Source organism: Sphingobacterium sp. SG20118, from assembly GCF_044740685.1.
GTDB lineage: Bacteria > Bacteroidota > Bacteroidia > Sphingobacteriales > Sphingobacteriaceae > Sphingobacterium.
In genome coordinates this window covers 3993716-4017752 of record NZ_CP172826.1, presented here as the reverse complement: position 1 = coordinate 4017752, position 24037 = coordinate 3993716, and the positions used below count along the sequence as shown (strand labels likewise).

23 protein-coding genes and 2 pseudogenes are annotated in these 24037 nt (G+C 36.4%); 13 read left to right on the top strand and 12 right to left on the bottom strand.

The genetic code is table 11. The features are described 5' to 3' along the window. Positions 1 to 15: 15 nt before the first annotated feature. Positions 16 to 796 (bottom strand): annotated as a pseudogene (gene rsmA, locus ACFX5U_RS18520) (16S rRNA (adenine(1518)-N(6)/adenine(1519)-N(6))-dimethyltransferase RsmA). 159 nt (positions 797 to 955) lie between these two features. On the opposite strand from rsmA, the gene ACFX5U_RS18515 reads away from it, so the two are divergent. From ACFX5U_RS18515 to miaA, 5 genes are all read left to right on the top strand, one after another. Beyond that, entirely contained in the window at positions 956 to 1465 is a 510-nt protein-coding gene (locus ACFX5U_RS18515; protein WP_400261699.1) for a GNAT family N-acetyltransferase, read from the top strand. A 51-nt stretch (positions 1466 to 1516) separates the two neighbouring features. Beyond that, positions 1517 to 2572, top strand: a complete 1056-nt coding sequence (pdxA, locus tag ACFX5U_RS18510) for a 4-hydroxythreonine-4-phosphate dehydrogenase PdxA (RefSeq protein ID WP_400261698.1) — start codon at positions 1517 to 1519, stop codon at positions 2570 to 2572. A 115-nt stretch (positions 2573 to 2687) separates the two neighbouring features. Further along, positions 2688 to 4121, top strand: a complete 1434-nt coding sequence (locus tag ACFX5U_RS18505) for a CCA tRNA nucleotidyltransferase (protein ID WP_038700906.1) — start codon at positions 2688 to 2690, stop codon at positions 4119 to 4121. 68 nt (positions 4122 to 4189) lie between these two features. Further along, positions 4190 to 4774, top strand: coding sequence for a hypothetical protein (locus ACFX5U_RS18500; protein WP_400261697.1), 585 nt, complete (start codon positions 4190 to 4192; stop codon positions 4772 to 4774). Further along, entirely contained in the window at positions 4774 to 5688 is a 915-nt protein-coding gene (gene miaA / locus ACFX5U_RS18495) for a tRNA (adenosine(37)-N6)-dimethylallyltransferase MiaA (RefSeq protein WP_280565507.1), read from the top strand. The genes ACFX5U_RS18500 and miaA overlap by 1 nt, the downstream gene beginning before the upstream one ends. Positions 5689 to 5792: 104 nt before the next feature. Here the strand turns inward: miaA and ACFX5U_RS18490 are convergent. After that, positions 5793 to 6864: pseudogene (locus ACFX5U_RS18490) on the bottom strand (branched-chain amino acid aminotransferase). Positions 6865 to 7246: 382 nt separating this feature from the next. Between ACFX5U_RS18490 and ACFX5U_RS18485 the strand changes: the two are divergent. Beyond that, on the top strand, positions 7247 to 7387 hold the full coding sequence (locus tag ACFX5U_RS18485) for a hypothetical protein (RefSeq protein WP_158500318.1): 141 nt from the start codon (positions 7247 to 7249) through the stop codon (positions 7385 to 7387). A 63-nt stretch (positions 7388 to 7450) separates the two neighbouring features. Here ACFX5U_RS18485 and ACFX5U_RS18480 read toward each other — a convergent pair whose 3' ends face one another. The 3 genes from ACFX5U_RS18480 to recJ are packed head-to-tail and all read right to left on the bottom strand — an operon-like array spanning position 7451 to position 11470. Continuing rightward, positions 7451 to 8965 carry a GH3 auxin-responsive promoter family protein gene (locus ACFX5U_RS18480; protein ID WP_280565510.1) on the bottom strand — a complete coding sequence of 505 codons (1515 nt, stop codon included), beginning with the start codon at positions 8963 to 8965 and terminating at the stop codon, positions 7451 to 7453. 17 nt (positions 8966 to 8982) lie between these two features. After that, positions 8983 to 9723 (bottom strand): LPS export ABC transporter ATP-binding protein, encoded by a 741-nt coding sequence (gene lptB, locus ACFX5U_RS18475; RefSeq protein ID WP_038700897.1) that lies wholly within the window; start codon positions 9721 to 9723, stop codon positions 8983 to 8985. Between the two features lie 46 nt (positions 9724 to 9769). Further along, complete coding sequence (gene recJ, locus ACFX5U_RS18470) at positions 9770 to 11470, bottom strand: single-stranded-DNA-specific exonuclease RecJ (RefSeq protein ID WP_038700895.1); 1701 nt, start codon at positions 11468 to 11470, stop codon at positions 9770 to 9772. A 116-nt stretch (positions 11471 to 11586) separates the two neighbouring features. Here recJ and ACFX5U_RS18465 point away from each other — a divergent pair, with 116 nt between their 5' ends. The 4 genes from ACFX5U_RS18465 to ACFX5U_RS18450 all read left to right on the top strand — a co-directional run bounded on the left by ACFX5U_RS18465 (position 11587) and on the right by ACFX5U_RS18450 (position 14320). Beyond that, positions 11587 to 12363, top strand: coding sequence for an MBL fold metallo-hydrolase (locus ACFX5U_RS18465; protein ID WP_400261696.1), 777 nt, complete (start codon positions 11587 to 11589; stop codon positions 12361 to 12363). A gap of 212 nt (positions 12364 to 12575) precedes the next feature. Next, a complete protein-coding gene (locus tag ACFX5U_RS18460) occupies positions 12576 to 13055 on the top strand; it encodes a cation:proton antiporter regulatory subunit (RefSeq protein ID WP_038700893.1) in 480 nt (159 codons plus the stop codon). 22 nt (positions 13056 to 13077) lie between these two features. Then, positions 13078 to 13566, top strand: coding sequence for a cation:proton antiporter (locus tag ACFX5U_RS18455; protein WP_400261695.1), 489 nt, complete (start codon positions 13078 to 13080; stop codon positions 13564 to 13566). Next, positions 13499 to 14320 (top strand): cation:proton antiporter, encoded by an 822-nt coding sequence (locus tag ACFX5U_RS18450; RefSeq protein WP_400261694.1) that lies wholly within the window; start codon positions 13499 to 13501, stop codon positions 14318 to 14320. The genes ACFX5U_RS18455 and ACFX5U_RS18450 overlap by 68 nt, the downstream gene beginning before the upstream one ends. Positions 14321 to 14369: 49 nt before the next feature. On the opposite strand, the gene ACFX5U_RS18445 is transcribed toward ACFX5U_RS18450, so the two are convergent. Together ACFX5U_RS18445 and ACFX5U_RS18440 are read right to left on the bottom strand one after the other, a co-directional pair. Beyond that, positions 14370 to 14699: a metal-sulfur cluster assembly factor gene (locus ACFX5U_RS18445; RefSeq protein ID WP_038700889.1), complete on the bottom strand. Its 330-nt coding sequence runs from the start codon at positions 14697 to 14699 to the stop codon at positions 14370 to 14372. 8 nt (positions 14700 to 14707) lie between these two features. Continuing rightward, positions 14708 to 15871, bottom strand: coding sequence for a glycosyltransferase (locus ACFX5U_RS18440; RefSeq protein ID WP_400261693.1), 1164 nt, complete (start codon positions 15869 to 15871; stop codon positions 14708 to 14710). A gap of 270 nt (positions 15872 to 16141) precedes the next feature. Here ACFX5U_RS18440 and ACFX5U_RS18435 point away from each other — a divergent pair, with 270 nt between their 5' ends. Together ACFX5U_RS18435 and ACFX5U_RS18430 are read left to right on the top strand one after the other, a co-directional pair. Next, the gene (locus ACFX5U_RS18435; protein WP_400261692.1) at positions 16142 to 17110 is read left to right on the top strand and encodes a polyprenyl synthetase family protein; all 969 of its coding nucleotides are present in this window, start codon (positions 16142 to 16144) and stop codon (positions 17108 to 17110) included. A 275-nt stretch (positions 17111 to 17385) separates the two neighbouring features. Continuing rightward, positions 17386 to 17970 carry a nitrilase-related carbon-nitrogen hydrolase gene (locus ACFX5U_RS18430; protein ID WP_400261691.1) on the top strand — a complete coding sequence of 195 codons (585 nt, stop codon included), beginning with the start codon at positions 17386 to 17388 and terminating at the stop codon, positions 17968 to 17970. A gap of 6 nt (positions 17971 to 17976) precedes the next feature. Here the strand turns inward: ACFX5U_RS18430 and ACFX5U_RS18425 are convergent, their stop codons facing one another. Beyond that, positions 17977 to 18354, bottom strand: a complete 378-nt coding sequence (locus ACFX5U_RS18425) for a hypothetical protein (RefSeq protein WP_400261690.1) — start codon at positions 18352 to 18354, stop codon at positions 17977 to 17979. A 178-nt stretch (positions 18355 to 18532) separates the two neighbouring features. On the opposite strand from ACFX5U_RS18425, the gene ACFX5U_RS18420 reads away from it, so the two are divergent. Continuing rightward, the gene (locus tag ACFX5U_RS18420) at positions 18533 to 18979 is read left to right on the top strand and encodes a MarR family winged helix-turn-helix transcriptional regulator (protein WP_081918433.1); all 447 of its coding nucleotides are present in this window, start codon (positions 18533 to 18535) and stop codon (positions 18977 to 18979) included. Between the two features lie 52 nt (positions 18980 to 19031). Here ACFX5U_RS18420 and ACFX5U_RS18415 read toward each other — a convergent pair whose 3' ends face one another. From ACFX5U_RS18415 to ACFX5U_RS18400, 4 genes are all read right to left on the bottom strand, one after another. Continuing rightward, positions 19032 to 19853, bottom strand: coding sequence for a glutamate synthase-related protein (locus ACFX5U_RS18415; protein ID WP_400261689.1), 822 nt, complete (start codon positions 19851 to 19853; stop codon positions 19032 to 19034). Then, complete coding sequence (locus ACFX5U_RS18410; protein ID WP_400261688.1) at positions 19765 to 20583, bottom strand: glutamate synthase-related protein; 819 nt, start codon at positions 20581 to 20583, stop codon at positions 19765 to 19767. Before ACFX5U_RS18410 ends, ACFX5U_RS18415 begins: the two co-directional genes overlap by 89 nt. 215 nt (positions 20584 to 20798) lie before the next feature. Continuing rightward, entirely contained in the window at positions 20799 to 21563 is a 765-nt protein-coding gene (locus tag ACFX5U_RS18405) for a Rossmann-like and DUF2520 domain-containing protein (protein ID WP_400261687.1), read from the bottom strand. Further along, on the bottom strand, positions 21563 to 24028 hold the full coding sequence (locus tag ACFX5U_RS18400) for a heme lyase CcmF/NrfE family subunit (protein ID WP_038700875.1): 2466 nt from the start codon (positions 24026 to 24028) through the stop codon (positions 21563 to 21565). Before ACFX5U_RS18400 ends, ACFX5U_RS18405 begins: the two co-directional genes overlap by 1 nt. Positions 24029 to 24037 lie beyond the last annotated feature (9 nt).

Here is a 24037-nt window from a genome sequence, read left to right as displayed (position 1 = left end):
AAATTATGATTTTACTTAAAGTTGAGAAGATATTTCATTTGTTAGTACGATAAAGTCATTGACTGTCAGTCGTTCTGCTCTCAATTCATAAAGCGGGTTGTCTGACATTTTATCTTTTGGAACAACTGCTGATAAAGAATTTCGCAATGTTTTTCGTCTCTGATTGAACCCCGATTTTACGACTCGCCAAAATAGCTTCTCATCACAATCTAAAGCTGCACGCTCGTTTCTAGTCATACGAATCACGCCAGAAAGTACTTTTGGAGGTGGGTTAAAAGCACCAGCTTTTACCGTAAATAGATACTCCACATGATAGTAAGCTTGTAAAAAAACACTCAAAATACCGTATTCTTTGCTACCAGATTTTGCTGTACAACGTTCTGCTACTTCTTTTTGAAACATACCCGTCATCTGTACAACACGATTCCGTTCATCCAAGATCTTGAATAAAATCTGAGAAGAGATATTGTAGGGAAAGTTACCAATAATGGCCATCTTTTCTCCAAAATGCTGTGCGAAATCTAAGTTTAAGAAATCACCATGAATTAAGCGGTGCTCCAATTGTGGATATTTATCCGCTAAGAAACTCGATTGACTCATCATCAACATCAATCATCCATGTTTCGTATGCATCATTTTGCAATAGGAAATCGGAAAGAACACCCATGCCAGGACCCACTTCTAGTACCTGCGTGAACCCTAGCTTTGGATCCAATGCATTAACTATTTTTTGTGCTGCATTTTTATCATTCAAAAAATGTTGTCCTAAATGTTTTTTTGCTCTTACTGTACTCATATGTGATCGTATTTGGTACAAACTTAGATAAATTTGTTTTATTCCCAATTTTAATTAAGTCATATAATAAAAACAAGCTATCGATCTCTTCGCTTCCATCGAAAATTATTTATTGAGGAATAATACTTAACTTGTAGAGGATAATAAACAGGTAAGATAATGCGTATGGATTTGTCAACAGTATCTCTTGTGCATTATGATGATCGACATTTTAAACGATTGTCTTATGACTTAGAGGAGAGTCAGGTTCGTTTTACTAAAACGGTACATCAAAATATTAATGACGATGGGGTTCAGAAAATCAAGAATAAATTCCCAATAACGATTTTATACGAACGAGAACCCGTTGGGTTTTTCGTATTAGATCGTACTAAGGATCATCTTCTCGTAACGGGTAATCCAAATTCAATATTATTGAGAGGATTATCTTTAAATCCTGCTTATCAAGGTCGGGGAATTGCAAAACAGGCATTGATTATTTTGGATCACTTTGTAAAAGGATTATCTGAAGATATAGACGAGATTGTACTCACAGTGAATATCGATAATGTAAATGCTTACCAATTATATCGACAAATGGGCTACCTGGATACAGGTAGCTATAAAAATGGAAGATATGGTTTACAGCATATGCTGTTTAAACGAATTGATATTTCAATTGATGCTTGAGTATTTCATATAATTTTAATTACTTTTGAGTCAATAATTTCATTTTTTACTATGGCTGACAAATTAAAAATAGGTATTACAGTAGGCGATATCAATGGTATCGGATTAGAGGTGATTATAAAATCCTTATTGGACAATCGTGTATTAGAATTTTTTACTCCGATTGTTTACGGTAATACAAAAGTTGCGTCTTTTCATAGAAAAGCTTTAGGCGTCAATGATTTTAGTTTTAATGTCATCAATGACCCTGAACAAGCCAATCCTAAGCGTGCCAATATGATCAATTGTTGGCAAGAGGATGTTAAGATTACGCTAGGAGAAGAAAATGAAATCGGCGGAAAGTATGCCTTTATTTCATTGGAAAAAGCTGTTGATGACTTGAATGCTGGAAAAATTGATGCACTTGTGACGGCTCCTATTAATAAGCATAATATACAGCAAGAAGGATTTCATTTTCCAGGACATACAGAATACTTACAGGAGAAGACACAAGCGAATGATGTGTTGATGTTCATGATCTGTGAAGAGTTGCGGGTTGGTGTAGTTACGGGACATATCCCTGTAAAAGATATAGCCGAGCATATTACAGAAGAATCTATTTTAAATAAATTGGAATTGATGCATGAAAGTCTTAAAAAAGACTTTTGGATTCAAAAACCAAAAATTGCCGTGCTAGGTCTTAATCCTCACGCAGGCGATAATGGCGTTATAGGTACTGAGGATGATTTGATTATTCGACCAGCTATAGAAAAGGCGAAAGAGAAAGGAATGCTTTGTTTTGGGCCTTACCCTGCTGATGGTTTTTTTGCTAATCATGCATATGAAAAATTTGATGCGGTATTAGCCATGTATCATGACCAAGGATTGATACCTTTTAAACATATAGCCAAGCGAAACGGCGTTAATTTCACCGCTGGCCTTCCCATTGTCCGCACATCTCCTGATCATGGTACAGGTTATGATATCGCAGGACAGAATGTTGCGACTCACGAATCTTTTATGGAAGCGCTATTTCAAGCGGTTCATATTGTAAAGCGTCGTCGTGAACAAGAAGAACTATCTCAAAATCCTTTAGCTTTTCGTAAGCTTTCTAGAGATCGTGATTAAGAAGAAATACCATAATCATTAGTCTTGTGTGCTTATATCACAAGACTAATGTCTATTTATAATAAATTCCTTACTTTTGCATCCTAGTGTTTTTTTAAGGACCTAGATTCATGCTATGAGTGATAATTTACAACATCCTATTTTTCCAATCATTAAAGAGTTAGCCGAGAAAACAAATACGGAGTGCTACGTCATTGGCGGTTATGTGCGCGATCGTATTATGGGACGGCCCTTTAATAATGACGTAGATATTGTTGTTGTAGGAAGTGGAATTGAATTTGCTACAGCTTTAGGGAATAAGTTGAAATCTAAAGTTGCTGTCTACAAAAGTTTTGGAACAGCAATGCTAGTTTATGAGGGCTTAAATGTCGAATTTGTGGGGGCTCGTAAAGAGTCCTATCGCAGTGATTCCAGAAAACCAATTGTAGAAGATGGCACGTTGGAAGATGATCAAAATCGTCGCGATTTTACCATCAATGCAATGGCATTTTCGTTGAATAAACACAATTATGGACAGCTTTTGGATCCATTTAATGGAGTCAAAGATATTGAATTGGGTACCATGCGTACACCATTAGATCCTATTGTTACTTTTTCGGACGATCCTTTGCGTATGATGCGTGCGATTCGTTTTGCCACTCAGTTGAATTTTAAAATTGATGTCAAAGCTATTCAAGCAATTACAGATACGAAAGAACGTATTCGTATTATCTCAAAAGAACGGATCATTGATGAAATTAATAAAATAATTTTGTCGAAAAAGCCTTCTATTGGTTTTAAATATCTATTTGATACTGGCCTTTTGCCATTAGTTTTCCCTGCAATGCAAAACCTTTACGGTGTCGATATCATAGAGGGGAAAGGACATAAAGATAATTTCTACCATACTTTAGAAGTTTTGGATAATGTGTGCGAAACTACAGATGACCTATGGTTAAGATGGGCGGCTATCATGCACGATATTGCCAAACCAGCGACCAAGAGATTTGACAAGAAGCTAGGATGGACATTTCATGGCCATGAAGATAAAGGAGCTAGAATGGTTCCTAAATTATTTGCAGAGCTTAAGCTTCCGTTGAATGAAAAAATGAAGTTCGTTCAAAAACTTGTTCTATTGCATTTAAGACCAATAGTATTGGCACAAGATATCGTTACTGATTCTGCTGTACGCCGATTACTTTTTGAAGCAGGCAATGATATTGATGCCTTGATGCAATTGTGCCATGCCGATGTAACGACAAAAAACGAATATAAAAAGAAGAAGTACCGTCAGAATTTCGAATTGGTTAAGCAAAAGCTTAAAGATGTCGAGGAACGCGATCAAATCCGAAATTGGCAGCCTCCGATTTCAGGAGAAGATATTATGGAAGTATTTGGTATTGGTCCAGGACGTGAGGTAGGTAAAATGAAAAATGCTATTCGCGAAGCAATTTTGGAAGGTGAAATACCTAATGCCAAGATTGAAGCCTATCATTTTATGGTCAATAAAGCAGAAGATTTAGGCTTGACTATTAGAAAGGCATGGGATTTGAATACAACTGTTAAATAAAAAATAATTCAATCGCTTCAATACTTAATTGAGGCTCATCTTGTTAACAAACAAAACGAATATTAGAAATGGCTATTTATAGATTCAGAGTCACTTTTGAAGATTATGAGGATGTGTATAGAGAAATCGATATGCTTTCAAAACAAACTTTTTTAGAATTACATGAGGCGATCCATAAGACAACTTCTTATGAAGCTGACCTTACATCGTCCTTCTATGTAAGCAATGATCAATGGAAGAAAGGAACTGAAATTGCGCTCTTACCGATTGCTCGTAAAGTTTCAGACGGTGTTTTACTTATGGAAAATATTCGTTTAAGTAAGTTTATCGATGATCCTCACCAGAAGTTTTATTACATCTATAATTTTGATAGACCATATGAATTTCATGTGGAGCTGATTAAAATTTTGAAAGAGGAAGAAGGAAAAGAATATCCAGTAGTTTTTAAAACGATTGGTATTGCACCAAAATCTTTGGCAGCAGCCAATTTCCCAGTTGAGGATCCTTTAGAAGATGACGATGAAGAAGATGTTTTAGTCGATGAAACACAATATGGTGTGGATGACGATGAAGAATTTGATTTATTCGACGGAGAGGATGAAGAGGAAGAAAAATCTGAAGAAGAGAGTAGTGGTTCGTTTGACGAATATTAATGTCGGATTTAATAAAACACCATAAAAAAACGCTAATTGCCATAGTAGGACCTACAGCGGTAGGAAAAACTGCTATGGCAATTAAACTTGCAAAGCAATTTGATACAGAAATTATCTCTGCAGATTCGAGACAATTTTATCGTGAAATGAGTATTGGTACTGCCAAACCAACGCCAGATGAATTAAGTCAAGCTCCCCATCATTTTATTAACTCCCATTCAATTGAAGAAGATTACTCTGCTGGTGATTTTGAGCGAGATGCATTGGCGAAAATAGCAACTTTGTTTCAAACGAAAGATGTCGTTATCATGGTCGGTGGCTCGGGGTTATTTGTTAGAGCAGTATGCGAAGGTTTGGATAATCTACCAAAGGCATTACCTGAAACTCGTGACCAGCTGAATAAACGATTTGAAGAAGAGGGAATAGGCCCACTACAAACTTACTTAAAGGAAGTGGATCCTATTTATTACGATCAGGTTGATATTTCAAATGTACAACGCGTTATAAGAGCTTTGGAAGTATATGAAACAACAGGTCTACCTTTCTCTAGCTTTCTCCAAAATACAAAAGCTCAAAGACCTTTTAATATTATTACCATTGGGCTGAATATGGAGCGTGCAACTTTATATGAGCGTATTAATTTACGTGTGGATTTAATGATAAAGGAAGGCCTTTTGGAGGAAGTTAAAGCATTAGTTGCTTATCAGGCTAAGCCAGCTTTGATGACTGTGGGGTATTCCGAAATTTTCGATTTTTTGGAAGAGCGTGTTTCGTGGGAAGCAGCAATTGATAAAATCAAGCAAAACTCCAGAAGATATGCGAAAAGACAACTTACTTGGTTTAAAAAAGACCAAGATACTAGGTGGTTTGATGCTACGGATAAACAAGGTATCCTAGACTATTTACAGTTATAAACGTTTTCACACAAGTTATTAACATAATGTGGATAACTTGTGTTAATAACAAAAAACGCTAGATTATCATAAATAATCTAGCGTTTTTTTGTGGTTACATGTTGTTATTCAACAATCATGTTCCAACCAAATTCGTCAGCAATTCTACCATAACGTAAATCATCTAAGTAGGATAATACTTTTTGCGAAAAATCACGACCTTCTACTGGAGGTAATTGAAATAATTCTCCCTCGTAACCGATCGTTGCAATAGGCGTTAATGTCGCTGCAGTGCCTGCTGCAAATGCATCAGATACAACACCAGCTTTAATTCCGTCAATTAATTCTTTTACCGATACCTTACGTTGTTCAGTTTTATAGCCCCATTTTTTTGCGAGTTCCATAATGGTACGACGCGTTACACCGTGCAAGATCGTATCACCGTGAGGAGTAATGATGTTGTCTCCGATACGGAAGATTAAATTGGCTGTGCCAGCTTCTTCAATATACTGGTGCTCAGATGCATCTGTCCACATCAGTTGGTCAAAACCTTCATCATTTGCTAAGCGCGTAGGGTATAATGATAATGCATAATTACCAGCGTTTTTTGAAAAACCAACACCACCTTCAGCAGCACGTGTATAATGCGTTTCCACCTTTAATTTTAATGGCGTACTATAGTATGCACCCACAGGGCTTGTGATGATGATAAACTTATAGGAATTAGATGGGTGTACGCCCAATGCAGGCTCTGTACCGAACATAAATGGGCGGATGTATAGCGAAGTTTCCAGGTGCATTAGGGACCCAGCTACTGTCTGTTGCTAATAATTTTTTTAGACCATCTAAAAATATTTCTTGAGGTACTTCTGGCATTTCTAAACGAGCTGCAGAAGTATTGAATCTTTCCCAGTTTTTGTCAGGACGAAAAACACTAATGGTGCCATCCTGAAATTTGTAGGCTTTTATACCTTCAAAGATTGCTTGACCATAATGAAGTGCTGACATAGATGGGCTAATACTAATTTCGCCATATGGAACAATACTGACGTCCGTCCATGCTCCATTTTCATAGTTTGCGACCAACATATGGTCGGATAATATTTTTCCGAATTTTAGATTGTTAAAATCTACTTGCGAGAGTCTCGATTGTTGTGTGGGCTCTACGCGAATTGAATAATTTTCTGTCGCGCTCATTATATTTAAATTACTTATGCTAAAGTATGAAAAAAACTATGAATTTGAGTGATAAACCAATTGTTATTCCGTTTTTTATTCAAAAAGCTTAATTTTGATTATGTTTTAGCAAAGTTGTCTAGTTTTTAGGAGATTGCGTTTTATTTTATAGACAGCTTACAGTTTACCTCATCTATATGGATTTAATTTTATCCGTTCCTAATAGCTATTGTGTGATTAAATTTCATCCGTATTAAATTTATATGAATTAATATAGAAACCATTGTATGGCATGTTATTTGAAATCACCTGTAGGTAATCTACAGTGTGTTAGGTATGTGGATTTTGACGGGTACACATTTCTAATCATTTATTCAATAAAACAAATTAATCGTATAGAACCATGCAGAAAGTAAACAGTAAAAATAATGCATTGGAAGAGGATGAGTTTGATGAAAATACTGCAGTCACTAAAAAAGGATTTTCATTAAATTTTATTTTAGGTTTTCTTGTATTCCTTTATAAAACGGCAATTAAACCATAAGAACTTCATTCTTTTTCAGGTTTTAAAGAATTAAGAAATAGGAATGATATTAAGAAATCGTTCCTATTTTTTTAATATCGTTAACAAAGGTTCTAAGTAATCACGATTATTAGATAACCTTGGGACTTTATTTTGTCCTCCAAGTTTGCCCTTTGATTTCATCCAATGAAAAAATGTATGGGTAGGAGCATTGTGAACAACCGGAAATTGTAATGCCATATTCTTATAACGTTTGGCATCATAGTCCGAGTTAATAGCTCTTAACGTTTCATCCAATATTTTACAGAAACTTTCAAAGTTATCCGGTTGTTGTTCAAATTCAATAATCCATTCATGCGCACCAGGCTCACCTTCTTTAAAGTAGATTGGACCAGCGGTATAATCTTTTACTATTGCATGGGTAAGCTCACTCGCCTGTTTAATCGCATCTTCGGCATTATCGACGATCAATTCTTCCCCAAAAGTATTGATAAATTGTTTCGTACGTCCGGTGATTTGGATACGATAAGGTGACAGGGATACAAATTTAATAGTGTCACCAATCAAATAACGCCATAAGCCAGCATTCGTAGAAATTATCAAAGCATAATTTTTATGGAGTTCTATCTCATGCAACCCTAAAGTTTTAGGGTTTTCCTCATATAAATGCTCAATAGGAAGGAATTCGTAGTAAATTCCGTAATCAAGCATTAAAAGTAAGTCTTCCGAGTCGGATAAATCCTGAAGTGCGAAGTATCCTTCAGAGGCATTATAATTCTCCAGGTAATACATTTTATCCGAAGGAATCAGCTTTTTAAATTGTTCGCGATAGGGTTTAAAGCTGACACCACCGTGCGTGTAAAACTGTAAGTTTGGCCAGACCTCTAGTAGATTATCCTTACCTGTTATTTCTAAAATTCTTTTCGCCAGTACAATGTTCCAAGTAGGAACACCAGCCAAATTAGTCACATTTTCGTGAATGGTAATATGAGCTACTTTTTCTATTTTCTCCTCAAAATCCGGTAATAAGGTAACCTCTAAGTTCGGAGTTCTTTTAAATTCCGCCCAAAATGGAAGATTACGTAAGAGGATGGAAGATAAATCACCGTAGTAAGAATCTGAACTGAAGCTATTGATTTGGCTACTACCTCCTAATACGACCGATTTTCCGGCAAATATTTGACTATCCGGACAGTTGTTGAAGTAGATGGTCAGCATATCTTTACCCCCTTGAAAATGACATTCAGTAAGGCACTCTTCACTTACAGGAATATATTTACTTCGATCGGATGTTGTACCAGATGATTTGGCAAACCATTTAATATCAGAAGGCCATAATATATTTTGCTCCCCTTTGATCATGCGATCAATATAAGGCTTCAACGAGTTGTAATCTTGAATTGGGACTCTATTTTTAAATTCTTCGGGTGTTAATATACTATTGTAATCATATTTCTTTCCCCATTCCGTTGCTTCAGCTGATGATATTAAACTTTGAAACCATTCTTCTTGTACATCATGTGGATACTTCATGAAGAGTTCAATCTGATGAATACGTTTCTTCATGAACCAAGCGAATAGTGAGTCTAATATTGCCATATTTAAGAGAATTAATGTTAGGTATGTAGCTTTTTGCGACGAAGTTCAAAATGTTGTCCCAAATAGAATTTACGAGCCATTTCATTACTAGCAATTTCCTCAGGTGTTCCCGTCAGCATAATTTTTCCTTCAGTCAATAAGTAGGCTCTATCTGTAATCGATAAAGTTTCCTGTACATTATGATCGGTAATTAGAATACCTATATTTCGTGTTTTAAGTTTGGCTACAATGGTTTGTATTTCCTCAACAGCAATAGGGTCTACACCTGCAAAAGGTTCATCCAATAAAATGAATGATGGATTTGCAGCCAATGCGCGTGCTATTTCAGTCCGACGTCTTTCACCTCCAGATAATAAATCGCCTCTATTTTTGCGTACTCGGTGTAAGCTGAATTCCGAAAGTAGTTCTTCCAGTTTTTCGAGACGTTCTGTTTTATTCGGATAATGGATCTCCAGTACAGATAAGATATTATGCTCGACAGATAGTTTTCTGAAGATGGATGCTTCCTGAGCAAGGTAACCAATTCCTTTTTGAGCACGTTGATACATCGCATCCTGTGTTATTTCTTGGTCATCTAGATAGACATGACCCTCATTGGGTTTGATCAATCCGACGATCATATAAAAAGAAGTCGTCTTTCCTGCTCCATTTGGACCTAAAAGCCCAACAATTTCGCCTTGCTCTACTTGGAAAGAAACATCGTTAACAACAGTCCGTTGTTTGTATTTTTTGATGAGATGCTCTGCTCTTAGTATCATTTGATAAGTATTTTAACTCAAGATAACAATCTTATAACAAATATATTTAATATCGAATTCCTTTTAGATTTAATTGCAAATTCTTTTTACCACGCCAAACATTTTCCTCTATGCTATAGCATATATCAAAAGGTTTGCCGCTATTGATATGTTGAATATGTTCGGACATGCCAAAACCGATGCAGTCGAAAGCAGGGGAGTTTTCTTGGTTAATGGTCATTTTTAAGTGATTCGTGCCTACTAGATATGCAGATCCGATTAAATTTACCTTTTGACTTAAAAATATGGGACTTTCATTTTGAGGCCCCAGAGGCTCAAATTGACTTAATATCCGATGAAATTTAGCATCTATATCTTGCAGATGTAGTTTCATGTCAATTAAGATTTCCTGGGTTAGCATTTCAGGCTTGATTAGTTTTGTTACGACTTCTTCAAAGCGATCTTGAAATAATTTAATGTTCCCAACCTGCATGGTTAATCCGGCCGCGTATTTATGTCCGCCAAACTGATCCAATAAATCCCTGCATTCGCTTAAAGCCTCATAGAGGTCGAATCCAATCACAGAACGGCAAGATCCTGCTATATGGCCATTCGTCTCTGTCAGTATAATCGTTGGCCTATAGTATTTCTCGGTCAATCGTGATGCGACGATACCGATAACACCTTTGTGCCAATCAGCCTTATAGAGTACCGTTGATTTTCTGGTTTTAAGCGAATCATTATCATCGATTATAGCGAGAGCTTCTTCTGTTATACGTAAATCAAAATCCTTACGTTGATTGTTTTGATCATCGATGTTGATGCTGAAATCTTTTGCTTCTTGTAATGATTTTGAAATCAATAATTTAACGGCATCTTTTGCATGGTCGATTCGCCCTGAGGCATTAATACGTGGTCCAATTTGAAATACGATATCATTTACCGTAAATATTTTCGTTTTATTTGTCGATAGATCAATTAATGCCTGAAGCCCACAGCACGGATTGGTATTGAGTTTTATGAGTCCAAAATGCGAAAGGATCCGGTTTTCACCCGTGATTGGGACAATGTCCGATGCAATACTAACAGCTACTAAATCTAGATATTGATAGCATACATCCAGCGACATATCATTTTTCATGATGAATGCTTGAATAAGTTTAAAACCTATTCCGCAACCCGATAACTCTTTATACGGATACGGACAGTCATTCCTTTTAGGATCCAGTACAGCACAAGCGTCTGGTAATTCATCTCCAGGTAAATGGTGGTCACCAATTATAAAATCAATGTTTTTAGAGTTGGCGTACTCGACCTTATCATTTGCTTTAATACCACAGTCTAAAGCAATTATTAAGGAGAAGCCATTTTCATAGGCATAATCAATACCCTGTGTGGATATTCCATATCCTTCTGCATAGCGATCTGGAATGTAAAATTCGATACGAGAATGAAACTCTCGAAAAAAACTATATACAAGAGCTACAGCAGTAGTTCCATCCACATCGTAATCTCCGTAAATTAAAATCTTTTCATTTTGACCGATTGCTGTCGTAATTCTGGCAATCGCCTTTTCCATGTCTTGCATTAAGAATGGATTGTGGAGTTGATCTAAAGAAGGTCTAAAAAATTGCTTGGAAGCATCAAAAGTTTCAATATTTCTACTGACTAATAATTCTGCTAATACTGGATTAATACCCAGTTCATTGCTTAATTGATTGACTTTTTTGACTTCACTTTTAGATTTTAGTACCCACCTTTTTTGCATATCTTTGCATCGTAATTATGTGTAAATATACGTTTTGTCTATTGACTAACCTAATTATAGAATAGGGGAATGGTCGTGTGTTGTATAACACGCAAGTTTCCAATAATTTAAAGATAATGCAAGCATATTCCTTATTCGAAGGATCATTTTCAGTGGATGCCTCGAAAAAATTTATTCCATTTGACCCAGCCCTTCATAACGCGACCGATCGACCAGGTTCTATGTTTATTCAGGTTCATCCATTTTTGATAGAAAGCCCCAATGGTCCAATTTTATGTGACACAGGACTCGGCCTAAAGGATGAAAACGGAACGCTCTTGCTTTACCAAAATCTTAAAAAGATGGGATATGAACCTAAAGATGTGAAGTATGTACTGATGTCTCATTTGCATAAAGATCATGCGGGCGGTATGGTGAATTTTGAGGACGGTGTTGGTCGGATAGCATTTCCAGAAGCAGAGTATATCGTACAACGTGGGGAATGGGAGGATGCTTATTCAGGTATTAACCCATCCTATCGCACGGAGATTTTTGATGTCGTACAGCGAAGTGGTAATTTAAACCTAGTGGAAGGTGCGGGGAGCGTTAACCATGAGATTGCATTTAAACGGAGTGGGGGACATACCCGCAATCATCAAGTGTTTCATATTGAAACAGGTGATAACCATTATTTTTTTGGCGGAGATGTATTGCCAAAGCCAGAAGAAATTATTCATAATCATATCGCAAAGTATGATGACAATGGTCGTCTTTCAAAACAGTTGCGCCAAGAATATTGGAAACAAGGTGCTCCTGAAAATTGGATTTATCTTTTCTATCATGCTAAAAGCTTTGCCATTGGACAACCCAAGCTTCGGTCGGATGGAACTTACGAAATGATAGAATCGAAATAATATCAAGCTGCTCAATTAAAAAATGAGCAGCTTTTTTGTAGTATATGCCTGTGAATTAGTTCGTTTATTTGCCAATTTTATTGCGTTTTGATTATTTATTGGTCGCTAGAAATGCTGATATGAATGAATTTTTATCTAAGTTTGTATGAAACTGCGCGATATGCCATTTACATCCGCCAGTAAAAATTAAGTTTTATAAAAAGCAAAGAAATATGTCTATTGTAAGAGAGTCGGATCTTATTGGTATAGGGAAGAAGTACCAAATTGAAACTGAAGCTGGAGACAATATGGTCGTGGTTATTCATGACGATGGTCGAAGAGAATTATATCGTTATGATGAGGAAGAAAGCGAATCACGCTGTGTCATGACGCTAAGTGACGAAGAGTCTCGACAGGTAGCAGGGATTATAGGAGGATTATCCTATAAGCCAAAAGCATTAGAGACAATTGAAGTCGCTTTAGATGATTTGAGAATCGAGTGGTATAAAGTTGAAGGTAAATGCGAAGGTGCTAATAAAACGATTGGACAGCTCGAGGTACGTCAACGTACAGGAGCATCCATCATTGCAGGTATATTAGGTGATAATACGGTTATTAACCCAGGACCCGATTATATGATCAGTCCGGGGACTACGCTCGTTATAGCTGGTAAAAAGAATAATATTAAATTATTAAAGGAAATATTATTATAACGTTTAAGAAAAGTAAATTTTTATGCCATCACAAACACTTATTTTAGAAATTGGAATTGCCATTAGCCTTGTTGCGTTTGTTGGTTTAATTGCTAATAAACTGAAGTTTTCTGTCATTCCCTTTTTTATATTAATTGGTATGGTATTGGGGCAACATGCTCCTCAAATCGGTCATATTGATCTCACCTTTACAGAAAGTAAACCATTTATTGATTTTATGGGACGCTTAGGCGTTTTGTTTCTCTTATTTTATCTAGGACTCGAATTTTCTGTTGGGCGTTTGATTAAATCGGGAAAATCTATTGTAACAGGTGGTACGGTATATGTATTGCTCAATTTCGTATCCGGCCTCTTAATCGGTTGGATGATGGATTTACCCTTTAAAGAGATGATGGTGTTGTGTGGTATTATGACCAGTTTCATCCACCGCTATCGTTGCGAAGGTGTTGACCGACTTAAAGCGTACCGCAAATCCAGAGACAGAAGTAATCATGGGGATGATTATGTTTGATGATTTATTCATTGCTATGCATATCTCGTTCCTTTCAGGATTGATATTAACAGGGAGCAGTTCGATGTGGACAGTTGTTGGGACTTCTTTACTCGCATTAGGATTTATTTTAACATTCTTAGTTTTAGGAAGAAAATTAGTTCCCGCTATTGACAAATTACTGCAAGTCAAATCTTCCGAATTATTTGTCCTTGTCATATTTGCTTTATTGTTTATAACGGCAGGATTTTCGGAGACGATACATGTAGCAGAGGCTATTGGTGCATTGATGGCAGGTTTGGTACTAGCAGATTCGCAGTATATTAAAAAAATCGAAGCAATGGTGTTACCCTATAAAGATTTTTTTGGAGCCATGTTCTTCTTTAGTTTTGGTTTGTCTATAGATATGCTTTCGCTTGGAGGAGCCGTTTTATGGGCTTCCATAGCAGCAGTTGTCACGATCCTAGGAAATCTAGCATCTGGATATTTTGCAGCAAGATTTTCAGGTATGAAGCATAAAACCGCTTTTGATATTGGTTTTACATTATCAGCCAGAGGAGAATTTTCCATCATTATGGCTAATATTGGTAAGGCCGGAGCATTATTGCCTGTTATCCAATCTTTTGTTGTCGTTTATGTGTTGATTCTATCCATTGTTTCACCATTGTTGACGAAAGAATCACGCACCATTTGGGTTAAGTTATTCGGTAAAGATGAGGTAAAGCCCAAGACAATTAAGAAATTAAGTGACTTGGAATCAGGTCCGATGTCATAAATAAATATAGCATAAAAAAAGGGAATCTAGCACTAGATTCCCTTTTTTCTTATAAGAAGCCTAATTCTAATTGGGCCTCTTCACTCATCATATCTCTTGTCCATGGTGGGTCGAATGTTAATTCAACAAGTGCCTCCGTTACCCCTGGTACTGCTGCAACTTTACTCTGTACTTCATCCATTATTTGACCCGCAACAGGGCAGCCCGGAGCAGTCAACGTCATGACAATCTTGGCAGTGCCATTTTCTTTAGTTATGATTTCATATACCAAGCCTAAATCCACGATATTGGCTGGTTTTAATTCAGGATCATAAACAGTTTCTAATGCAGCCTGTATGGCCGGGGCAATATTTAACTTATCTAGAATTATAATACTCATCTTAATTATTATTTAGTGCTATCGTGAATTGCCTCATGATAGATATGTAATAGTTTCTCTTTGTTCTCCTCAGGAGTAAAATTACTAAAATAGAATTCTTTAGTTGTTTGTCTAATGTTAAATTTTTCTTCAGAATTGTAATCTTTCCATTGGCTTACAGTTTTCAACATGCTATCCACATTTTGTGGAGAAAACAATAAACCAGTTTTATTTGGAATAATTAATTCTTGAAGTGCCCCAATATTACTACCTAACACAGGTGTGCCTACTGAAAAAGCTTCTAATATAGTCATAGGCATACCTTCAAACCAAATAGAGGGTACGATCAAAGCCGCTGCTTTTTCGACTAATGGTATAATCTCATCGCGCGATTTAAAGCCTAAGTATTTTATGTTCTCATTTTTAGATGCAGCATCTAAAACCTCTTGCTTCAATTCTCCATCACCGATGATCAGTATTTTATCGCTAATTCTAGAGAATGCCTCCAATAAATCTAAAACACCCTTTTCCTCCGTCAATCTTCCAATATAGATAAAATAATCAGCATAAGTACCATTGTAATTGTCAATTGGAAAAGTAAAGTTGGGCTTGATGCTGAACTTGCGAGCTTGAACATTTAAGGTCGAATTTATGAACAAGTTTTTTGCGAAGCTGGAGAGTGCGATGTATCGATCTACCCTATCCCATGTCCCGATTTTTCTGTGAAACCAATAATTCAAAGCAAGGACAAAAGTTTTAATAACAGAATTGTCCATGACACCCAGTTTGATAGCCGTCCATGGAAAACTTTCTTGTAAGCTAGAAAGGAACAATGCTTTATCATGATAAAGTATGGCCGATGGACAAAGGAGACGAAAATTATGTAATGTCATTACAAGTGGAATACCCATCTGGTGAACTGCACGTAGGATAATGGGACCAGAAGCATAGTGAGTATTGTGGATATGGACAACTTCAGGTTTAAACTCCTTGATTGTTCTTTTGACACGATTTGACGCCGAAACGTTCCAAAAAGAAGAAAGAGTCTGCAAAGCCCCTCTCCATCCTTTTTTGTTTTGAAAGGTCAGCAAAGCCACCTCATTATCCATAGCAAGCAGTTTGCTTTCTTGTTGAAAAACGGTGTCTTCTCCTCCTGGATTCTGATAAAAAGTATGGATGATTAAAATGCGCATGGGTACTTGCTTTTTTACAAACTTAGATAAATTTGTTTTATGTACAATTATAATTGCATCGGATATAAAATAAACCTATTTCTGAGCGTTTATTTTATATCACGTTCGTGATTGTTTCTCCGTATGGATTTCTGCTCCCCCACCAAGGATTCTTTTATAATAGAAGTGTACTATTTTGTGTCAATAAAACGGTTTTCAACCGGACTTATCAAAAGATTGTTCATATAATTCCTATCTTCGCATATCATTAGGTGACGATGACAAGATACTATGCAGCATTTACAAAAACTAATCTTTGACTCGATTAAAAACAGTCAATTTCCGAATCAACCTTCCAATTTATATGATCCTATTCGTTATTTTTTAAGTTTAGGAGGAAAGCGTATTCGGCCGACTTTAACATTGATGGCCGCTGAGATGTTTGGAATAAGAGAAATTAAGGATGCTTTGTCTGCTGCAAAATCGATAGAATATTTTCATAACTTCTCCCTTGTCCATGACGATGTTATGGATAAAGCACCATTGAGAAGAGGAAAACAGACCGTTCATGAGAAATGGGACATCAATGTTGCGATTCTTTCTGGTGATGGATTATTGGTTAAGGGATACCAAGAGCTGGCGAATTGTCCACCACTATACATCCCTGAATTATTGAAAACCTTCAATCGTGTCGCTATGCAAGTTTGCGAAGGACAACAATTGGATATGGATTATGAACATGCAGATTCCATCAGCATGTCGCAATATCTGGAGATGATTAAGCTCAAAACTTCTGTCTTATTAGGAGGTGCGCTGCAGATGGGTGCTATTTTAGCTGGGGCGAGTCTCCAAGATCAAAAACTGATATATGAGTTCGGTGAAAATATAGGTATTGCTTTTCAACTCCAAGATGATGTTTTGGATGCCTATGGTAATCCCGATACTTTTGGTAAACAAGTTGGAGGTGATATTTTAATAAATAAGAAGACTTACTTACTCGTTCGATTACTTGAAATTGTTGAAAAAGAAGATAAACCAGCGTTAGACTTATTATTAGCTTCTACTTTAGCAGATAATCCTAACAAAATTGCTGGTGTATTGCACTTGTATCAAAAGTATGCTATTAAATCATCAGCTGATGAGTTGAAAGATAGCTATACCAAACAAGCATTTGAAAGATTGTCTGCTATCAATATACCAAATGATAAGAAGGAGGCGTTAATTACATTATCGAATCAGCTACTTATTAGAGAACAATAGCAAAATTTATAAATTGTCTATATTTATTTAAAAAATTCTTAATTTGTAGACTTAGTTCATCATATTACACGAAACAACTAAAATGGAACCGTTAAAAGTAACAATCTTTCAAGCATACCTTTTTTGGGAAAATGTTGATAAAAACTTGAGTAACCTTGCCCTTAAACTTTCGAATTTGAGGGAAAAGACGGATCTCATTATTTTACCTGAAATGTTTAATACAGGCTTTACCAACAATGTGGAAAAGTGTGCAGAAACCTATCGACGGTAAAACCATGCAATGGTTATTTCATATGTCTCAGAGTTTAAACTGTGTTATTGCAGGCTCACTGATTATTGTAGAGGAAGAGAAATATTACAATCGTTTTGTTTGGATGTCTCCTGATGGTACATATGTAAAGTATGATAAACGCCATTTATTTGGGCTTGCAAAAGAAAATCTATACTTTACGCCAGGTCGTGAGCGCATCATCGTGAATATCAGAGGATGGAATATCTGTCCGATGATCTGTTATGACATACGCTTCCCAGTTTGGTCTAGAAATATCGGTGGCGCATATGATTTATTGGTTTATACAGCCAATTGGCCAGATAAACGTTCAGCACATTGGCGCACATTGATTCCCGCACGTGCTATCGAAAACCAAGCTTTTGTGGTCGGTGTAAATCGTGTAGGACACGATGGTAATGATGTCTATTATTCAGGAGGCTCCATGTGCATCTCGCCTTTAGGAGATGTGGTATATTACAAGCCTGAGGATGAGGATTTGTATACGTTCACCCTTCAGCCAAGAGATCTTCAGGAAGCCCGTAGAAATTTTCCATTTTTACAAGACGCTGATTCTTTCACAATAGATTAAGCGATATTATTTATAGGGTCTATCCAATATAATGGACATGACTACAGCTTTTCTCAAGTCAAAATCTTCAGTTGGAATATCCTTTTTTTGATTTTCTCCATTCAGATTAGTTTTCCTACTCATGGCTAAACGATGCTCCTCTCGGTCTTTTTTAAATCGTTGGATTTCGTTCATTTCTTTTATTTCCTCGATATAGGAAGGCTTAGGTGCATCCGACCTTGTTTCCTTAACGTATGTTTTATGAACAGGTTTTTCAGTTTTTGTTGGTACAGGAGCCATTGATTTTTTTCTTTTTAATGCTGCTTCCTGTTCTTTAACATAGTTTTGGTATGATTTGAAGCCAAAAATTGCTAATCCGATTAAGAGAGGTATAAACTTTTCCATGTCATGAAGATACAAAAAAAATCAATTTAAATTTTTGTTATACCATGTAAAGTTATATATTTATAGATATAAACCTATTTAACCAGGGAGTCGTAGTTAATTTTATTTTTTTAGAAAATAAGTCTCCTCTTTGGATAAAAAGTATTATATATTATAACCTAAAAAGACTTTGATTATTATGCTTAATGAAGATTTAATTGGAAAGATAGAATTCTATGATTTTCTAACTGGCAAAGCGACAACTGCGATATCGCGTAGAATGCAGCGTAATTTAAAAGATGTGGGAATCAATATTACAGCTGAGCAATGGAGTATTCTGTACAATTTGTGGCTAGAGGAAGGACTGACGCAGCAAGAATTGGCCACAAGGACCTTTAGAGACAAACCAAGTATTACTAGACTAATCAATAATTTAGAAAAATTAAACCTAGTTATTCGTGTGAATGATAAAGAAGATCGTAGATCTAATTTAATTTACCTCACTAAATCAGCCCGTAAACTGAAAGAAATGGGTATGCAGCAGGCTAATAAGACTATTGCTGAGGCATTAGATGGTGTATGTCCAGAGACTATAGGAATGGCGCAAGTAACGCTTCAACAAGTAATCTGTAATTTAAGAAAGTAAAAGAAAAGGCCTTTAATCGATTAAAGGCCTTTTCTTATTTGCTATTTCTTATTTAAAATATTTTTGCTTCAAAGTCTGTATGACTTTCGATTAATCGTCCTTCTCTGCCAAAATAGATGTCTTGAAAACTTGCTGTATTTACAGCATCGATTTTTCTAAAGAACTTATCAGCGCTAACGTCTGATATCGTTTTGAAACCACAAGCTTCCATTATTTCAACTGTAGCACGTAAGGTATTGCGGTGAAACTGCGCTACACGTACATATTTATCATTCACATCCAATCCTTTGTATAAGTGCGGTTGTTGTGTAGCAACCCCAACAGGACAGGTATCCTCATTACATTTCAATGCCTGAATACATCCTAGTGCGAACATCATTCCTCTAGCACTATAGCAAGCATCTGCTCCCAATGCGATAACTTTTAATAAATCAAAGCCAGTCACAATTCTACTTGACACCAATAATTTGATGTGCTTTTTCAAACCAAATGCAATTAAAGTTTTTGTTACAAAAGCTAATGCATCATAAAGAGGCATTCCTAAGTTATCTGTGAACTCCAATGGAGCAGCTCCTGTTCCACCTTCAGAACCATCAATAGCAATAAAATCTGGAAATATTTGGGTGGTCTGCATTGCACGACAAATCTCAATAAACTCTTGTTTATCACCGATACACATCTTAAATCCAACAGGTTTGAAATCACTTAATTCTTTCATCTTGTGAATGAATTCCATCATTTCAATGGGATTGGAGAATGCACTATGTGCAGGAGGAGACATCACATCAGTTCCTGGGATGACGTGTCGAATTGCCGCTACCTCTGGGGTGTTTCTTAGCTGCAGGAAGAATTCCTCCATGACCTGGTTTTGCACCTTGCGATATTTTCAATTCAATCATCTTGATGTTAGGACGTGATGTCTTTTCCCTAAAGAGTTCAGCGTCAAACTTACCATCATGTGTTCTGCATCCGAAATAACCGGTACCCACTTGCCAGATGAGGTCGCCACCGCTGTTGTGATAATCACTAATACCACCTTCACCCGTATTGTGTGCGAAATTTTGCAATTGTGCACCTTTATTTAATGCTGTAATAGCCGTTTTACTCAAAGCGCCATAACTCATTGCAGAAATATTGAATAGGCTTAAACTATAGGGATGCTTACAAGCAGCATTTCCAACAGTAGTTCTTAAATCATGGTTCTCAATATGACACGGAAACACCGAGTGTGCTGCCCATTCGTTACCTACGGTCTGTGGATCAGTCTGCATACCAAAAGCCACTGTCTCTCTTTCATTCTTAGCACGTTGGTAAACAATGGAGCGCTGTCTTCTATTGAATGGACGTCCATCGGTATCAGATTCCCAAAAATACTGACGTAATTCCGGGCGAATTGATTCGAAGAAATAGCGAAAATAACCTACTAAAGGATAATTACGCAAGATGGCATGTTTATGCTGAAAACTGTGGTATAAAGCCACAAATAGAAGCGGCATCGGTATGACTAATAACCAAAACCATTGTGGTGTAAAAATAAGACCAAAGGAGATTATAATCAAATTGATTACAGTCATGGTGCCAAGAATTAATTTTCTAACGGTCATAATTTAAATTGTATTTAGACTCTTTATTTTTTTTAAATAGAAAATGTGTTTACAGCTATCATGTTCAAAGATCGCTTAAATTTTATTGTTGATAAGCTTTCAAATATTGAACCAATATTCATTTTCAATACAGCAAAAGTACTAAGTTACTTGATGTAAACGAAAATTTTAGGGAGCTAGCAAGTAGTTTTAAAAACTTAGTAAAGAAATGATAATTAGCTTTTTCTTTTTACAATCTCTTGTGACAATAGTTGATAGATTTGTTTCCAATCATCTTGTTCTCTGATAAAATTTAAATGCTTTTTTATCGTGTTTATGTCATTTCTAATGGCCGGTCCTGTCTGAACTTCATTTGGAAGCCTTGATTGTACTTTTTCAGCTGTTTCTAGTATAATTGGGCGGATCAAATCGAAGGATAAATTATGCTGTTCTAAAATTTCACAACTAATCTGGAACAAGGCATTACTAAAGTTATTGGCGAATACCGAAGCGATATGAATGGCTAATCGTTGAACCGAATCACAAGGTATAGATTTTGGAGCCATTTCATGGATACATTCAAATAGTAAGTTGAAAGTTTCAGGTGTATTTCCTTCGATACAAAATGGAATTAAGCTAAAATCTGTCTCTTTGTTTTTTGATATGGATTGCGGTGGGTAAATAACACCATATCGGTTGAATTTGGCTAATATAGCCATATCCGTAGCACCAGAACAGTGGGTAACTACACCACGTAGATCTGCAGGAAGGGCAGATACCATATTGCTGATCACCTGATCACTAACGGCTATAATATATAGGTCAGCTTCTAAATTAATAGCAGCAGTGTCCGATACGGAAGCAGCATTTACAGTAAAGGCCAATGCTTGAGCATTGGCCTTTTGTTGACTGTATATTTGTGTTATTTTGTGACCCTTATTCTGGAAGTTATGCGCAAAATGTGTTGCTACATTCCCACTTCCTAAGATGACAATATTCATTATTTTTGTTTTTTATCCAGTCGTTTTGCGTCTTTATTTCTTTTGAATATCGACATAAAGAATCCAATAGTCATCACAATTGTTCCACACCAGAAGAAATTAATGTATGGGAATTTAATTGCTTTGAATACAATCCATTTCTTTTCAGGGAGTGGCTTCTGATAAACCATAATTTCTAATTTATCCTTTTTAGGCAAAATATTTGAAAAACGGAAGCGCAATCCTTGTTCGTTAACATCCTTATTAAAATCGTATGATGTACCATCTTTGATTAAAAAGACGGGCTCTACATTGTACTCTTTTTTATCTGAGGCAACAACCTTAATCTTTAAGCCGACGATTACATCTTTCTCTCCTTTAGGGATGTTTTCCAGTTGTGCATTTCGGTTTATACCTTCGATAACATAGAATCCATTTCTATAACGTAAAGTATCGCCTACATTGACCTCATAAGTTGCAGGCTCCTCGTAGTCTTCGAAGCCAGTCTTTTGATCCTCAGGAATATTGGCATTCTTCGTTTGTAAGTCAGAGGCAGCTGCTGTTATTAACGTATATACGTCATGTGTAAAGTAATGCTTTGTAGCAGGAGTTCCAATCAAACCGCCCATTTTTTCGTTATTCTGAGCAAATGGCATGAGTACAAATGAATTTTTTACTTTTCCACTTTCCTCATCAATACTTTCGTATTTGATTTTGTAGTAAACGTTTGGTTCCGCAATACTATCTCCAATATAAGTGATACGGTATTCGCCCATTTGCACAGGTTCTCCTTCCGTTAAGAAAAGGTTATCACCAGGTTTTTCAACCTTATCGAATCCCGAAACTGCGATGTAGCCTGTATTGTTAATCGAAATAACCTCATTTGTAGAAGCCGCTACCATCGCGCCAATCAATAACAGGCCGAAACCTATATGTGCAACTGATGAACCCGCTAATTTCCACTTTCCTTTCACTGCATCCGCTAATACACGAATATTTGCTAGAATACAGAATAATGAAGAGAAGGTGATGAGGATGAAAATTAGATTCGTATAGGTTTTTGTAATATAGGAAACGACAACAGTTAATAAGATAGCTACGATTAAAGATGCAATAGTAGCTGCGAAAAACTTTCTAGGGTCCGTTTTCTTATATTTCAAAAACTGGCTTATAGCAGTTAAGATCATGATAACAACAGCAAAACCCGATTGCCACTTGTTATAATGTTGAATAGGATCTAACGGTGGTGCAACCTTTGTTCCGAAAATAGCATTGAAGACTGGAATAGAAGTTGACGAAATCATTTGAACACATGCTACGGTCAATACCAATGCACCGATGAACATCCAAAACTCGCGTGAATAGATATCCTCTTCTTTTTCGGTTGTTGGCATATGTTTTTTACGTACAACCAATGCAACGATAGCGATAACGAAGAAGGTGGCATTAAAAGCAATTAATTGAACATTTAAGCCTAAGTCAGTAAAAGAGTGCACGGATGTTTCACCAAGGATACCACTTCTCGTTAGGTAAGAAGCATAAATCACCAATACAAAACTGATTAATGCCAAAAATGTCGCTGTGAAGTATGAATGACCGGAATTTTTATAGGCAATCATCACGTGAACTGCAGCTATTAATGTAAACCAAGGGATAATAGATGCATTTTCTACAGGATCCCAAGCCCAGAAGCCACCAAAGTTAAGCGCTTCATAAGCCCAAAATGACCCCATGATAATACCAACACCTAAAATCATGACAGCAAAGAGTGCCCAAGGTAAACCTGGAGTGATCCATTCTTTATAACGTTTGGTCCATAGTGCAGCAGCAGCATAAGCAAATGGAACAATCATGGAAGCAAAGCCTAAGAATAACGTTGGTGGGTGAATAACCATCCAGTAATTCTGTAATAATGGATTTAATCCTCTTCCATCATGGATTAATGATAAATAATCTGGTTGACTGAAGATAGGACCTTCGATAGCATCTCTTAATAAAATGAAAGGGGAGCTACCTAAGTGAAATCCGAAGATTTGGACACCTACGATCATAGAAGCTAAGAATACTTGACAGAGCATGATGAAAGTCATCACTGAGCTTTCCCAATCTTTAGCTTTAAATAGTAGTATCCCACCTAGTACACTTTGCCAAAACATCCATAACAAGAAGCTACCTTCTTGACCTTCCCAGAAACTGGAAATGATATAATGCGTGGGTAAAGCTTTAGAACTATGTGCATAGGCATAGTGGTATTCAAATAAATGATTGTGAATGATGTAAAATAGCGTAGTTGCAATCGCTAGGATTGAAATCGCATTTACCCAAAAAGATATCCGAGCAATTTTTTGCCATGATTTATCCTCTTTATTTTTTGTAGCAAAATAATAACTTATGAAAGATAGTAGTGCTGATCCGAATGATAGAATAATAAAAAATTGACCTATTTTTCCAGGCAATAGATTCTCGCCTACGTAGTTTACGTCCATTTATGTGGT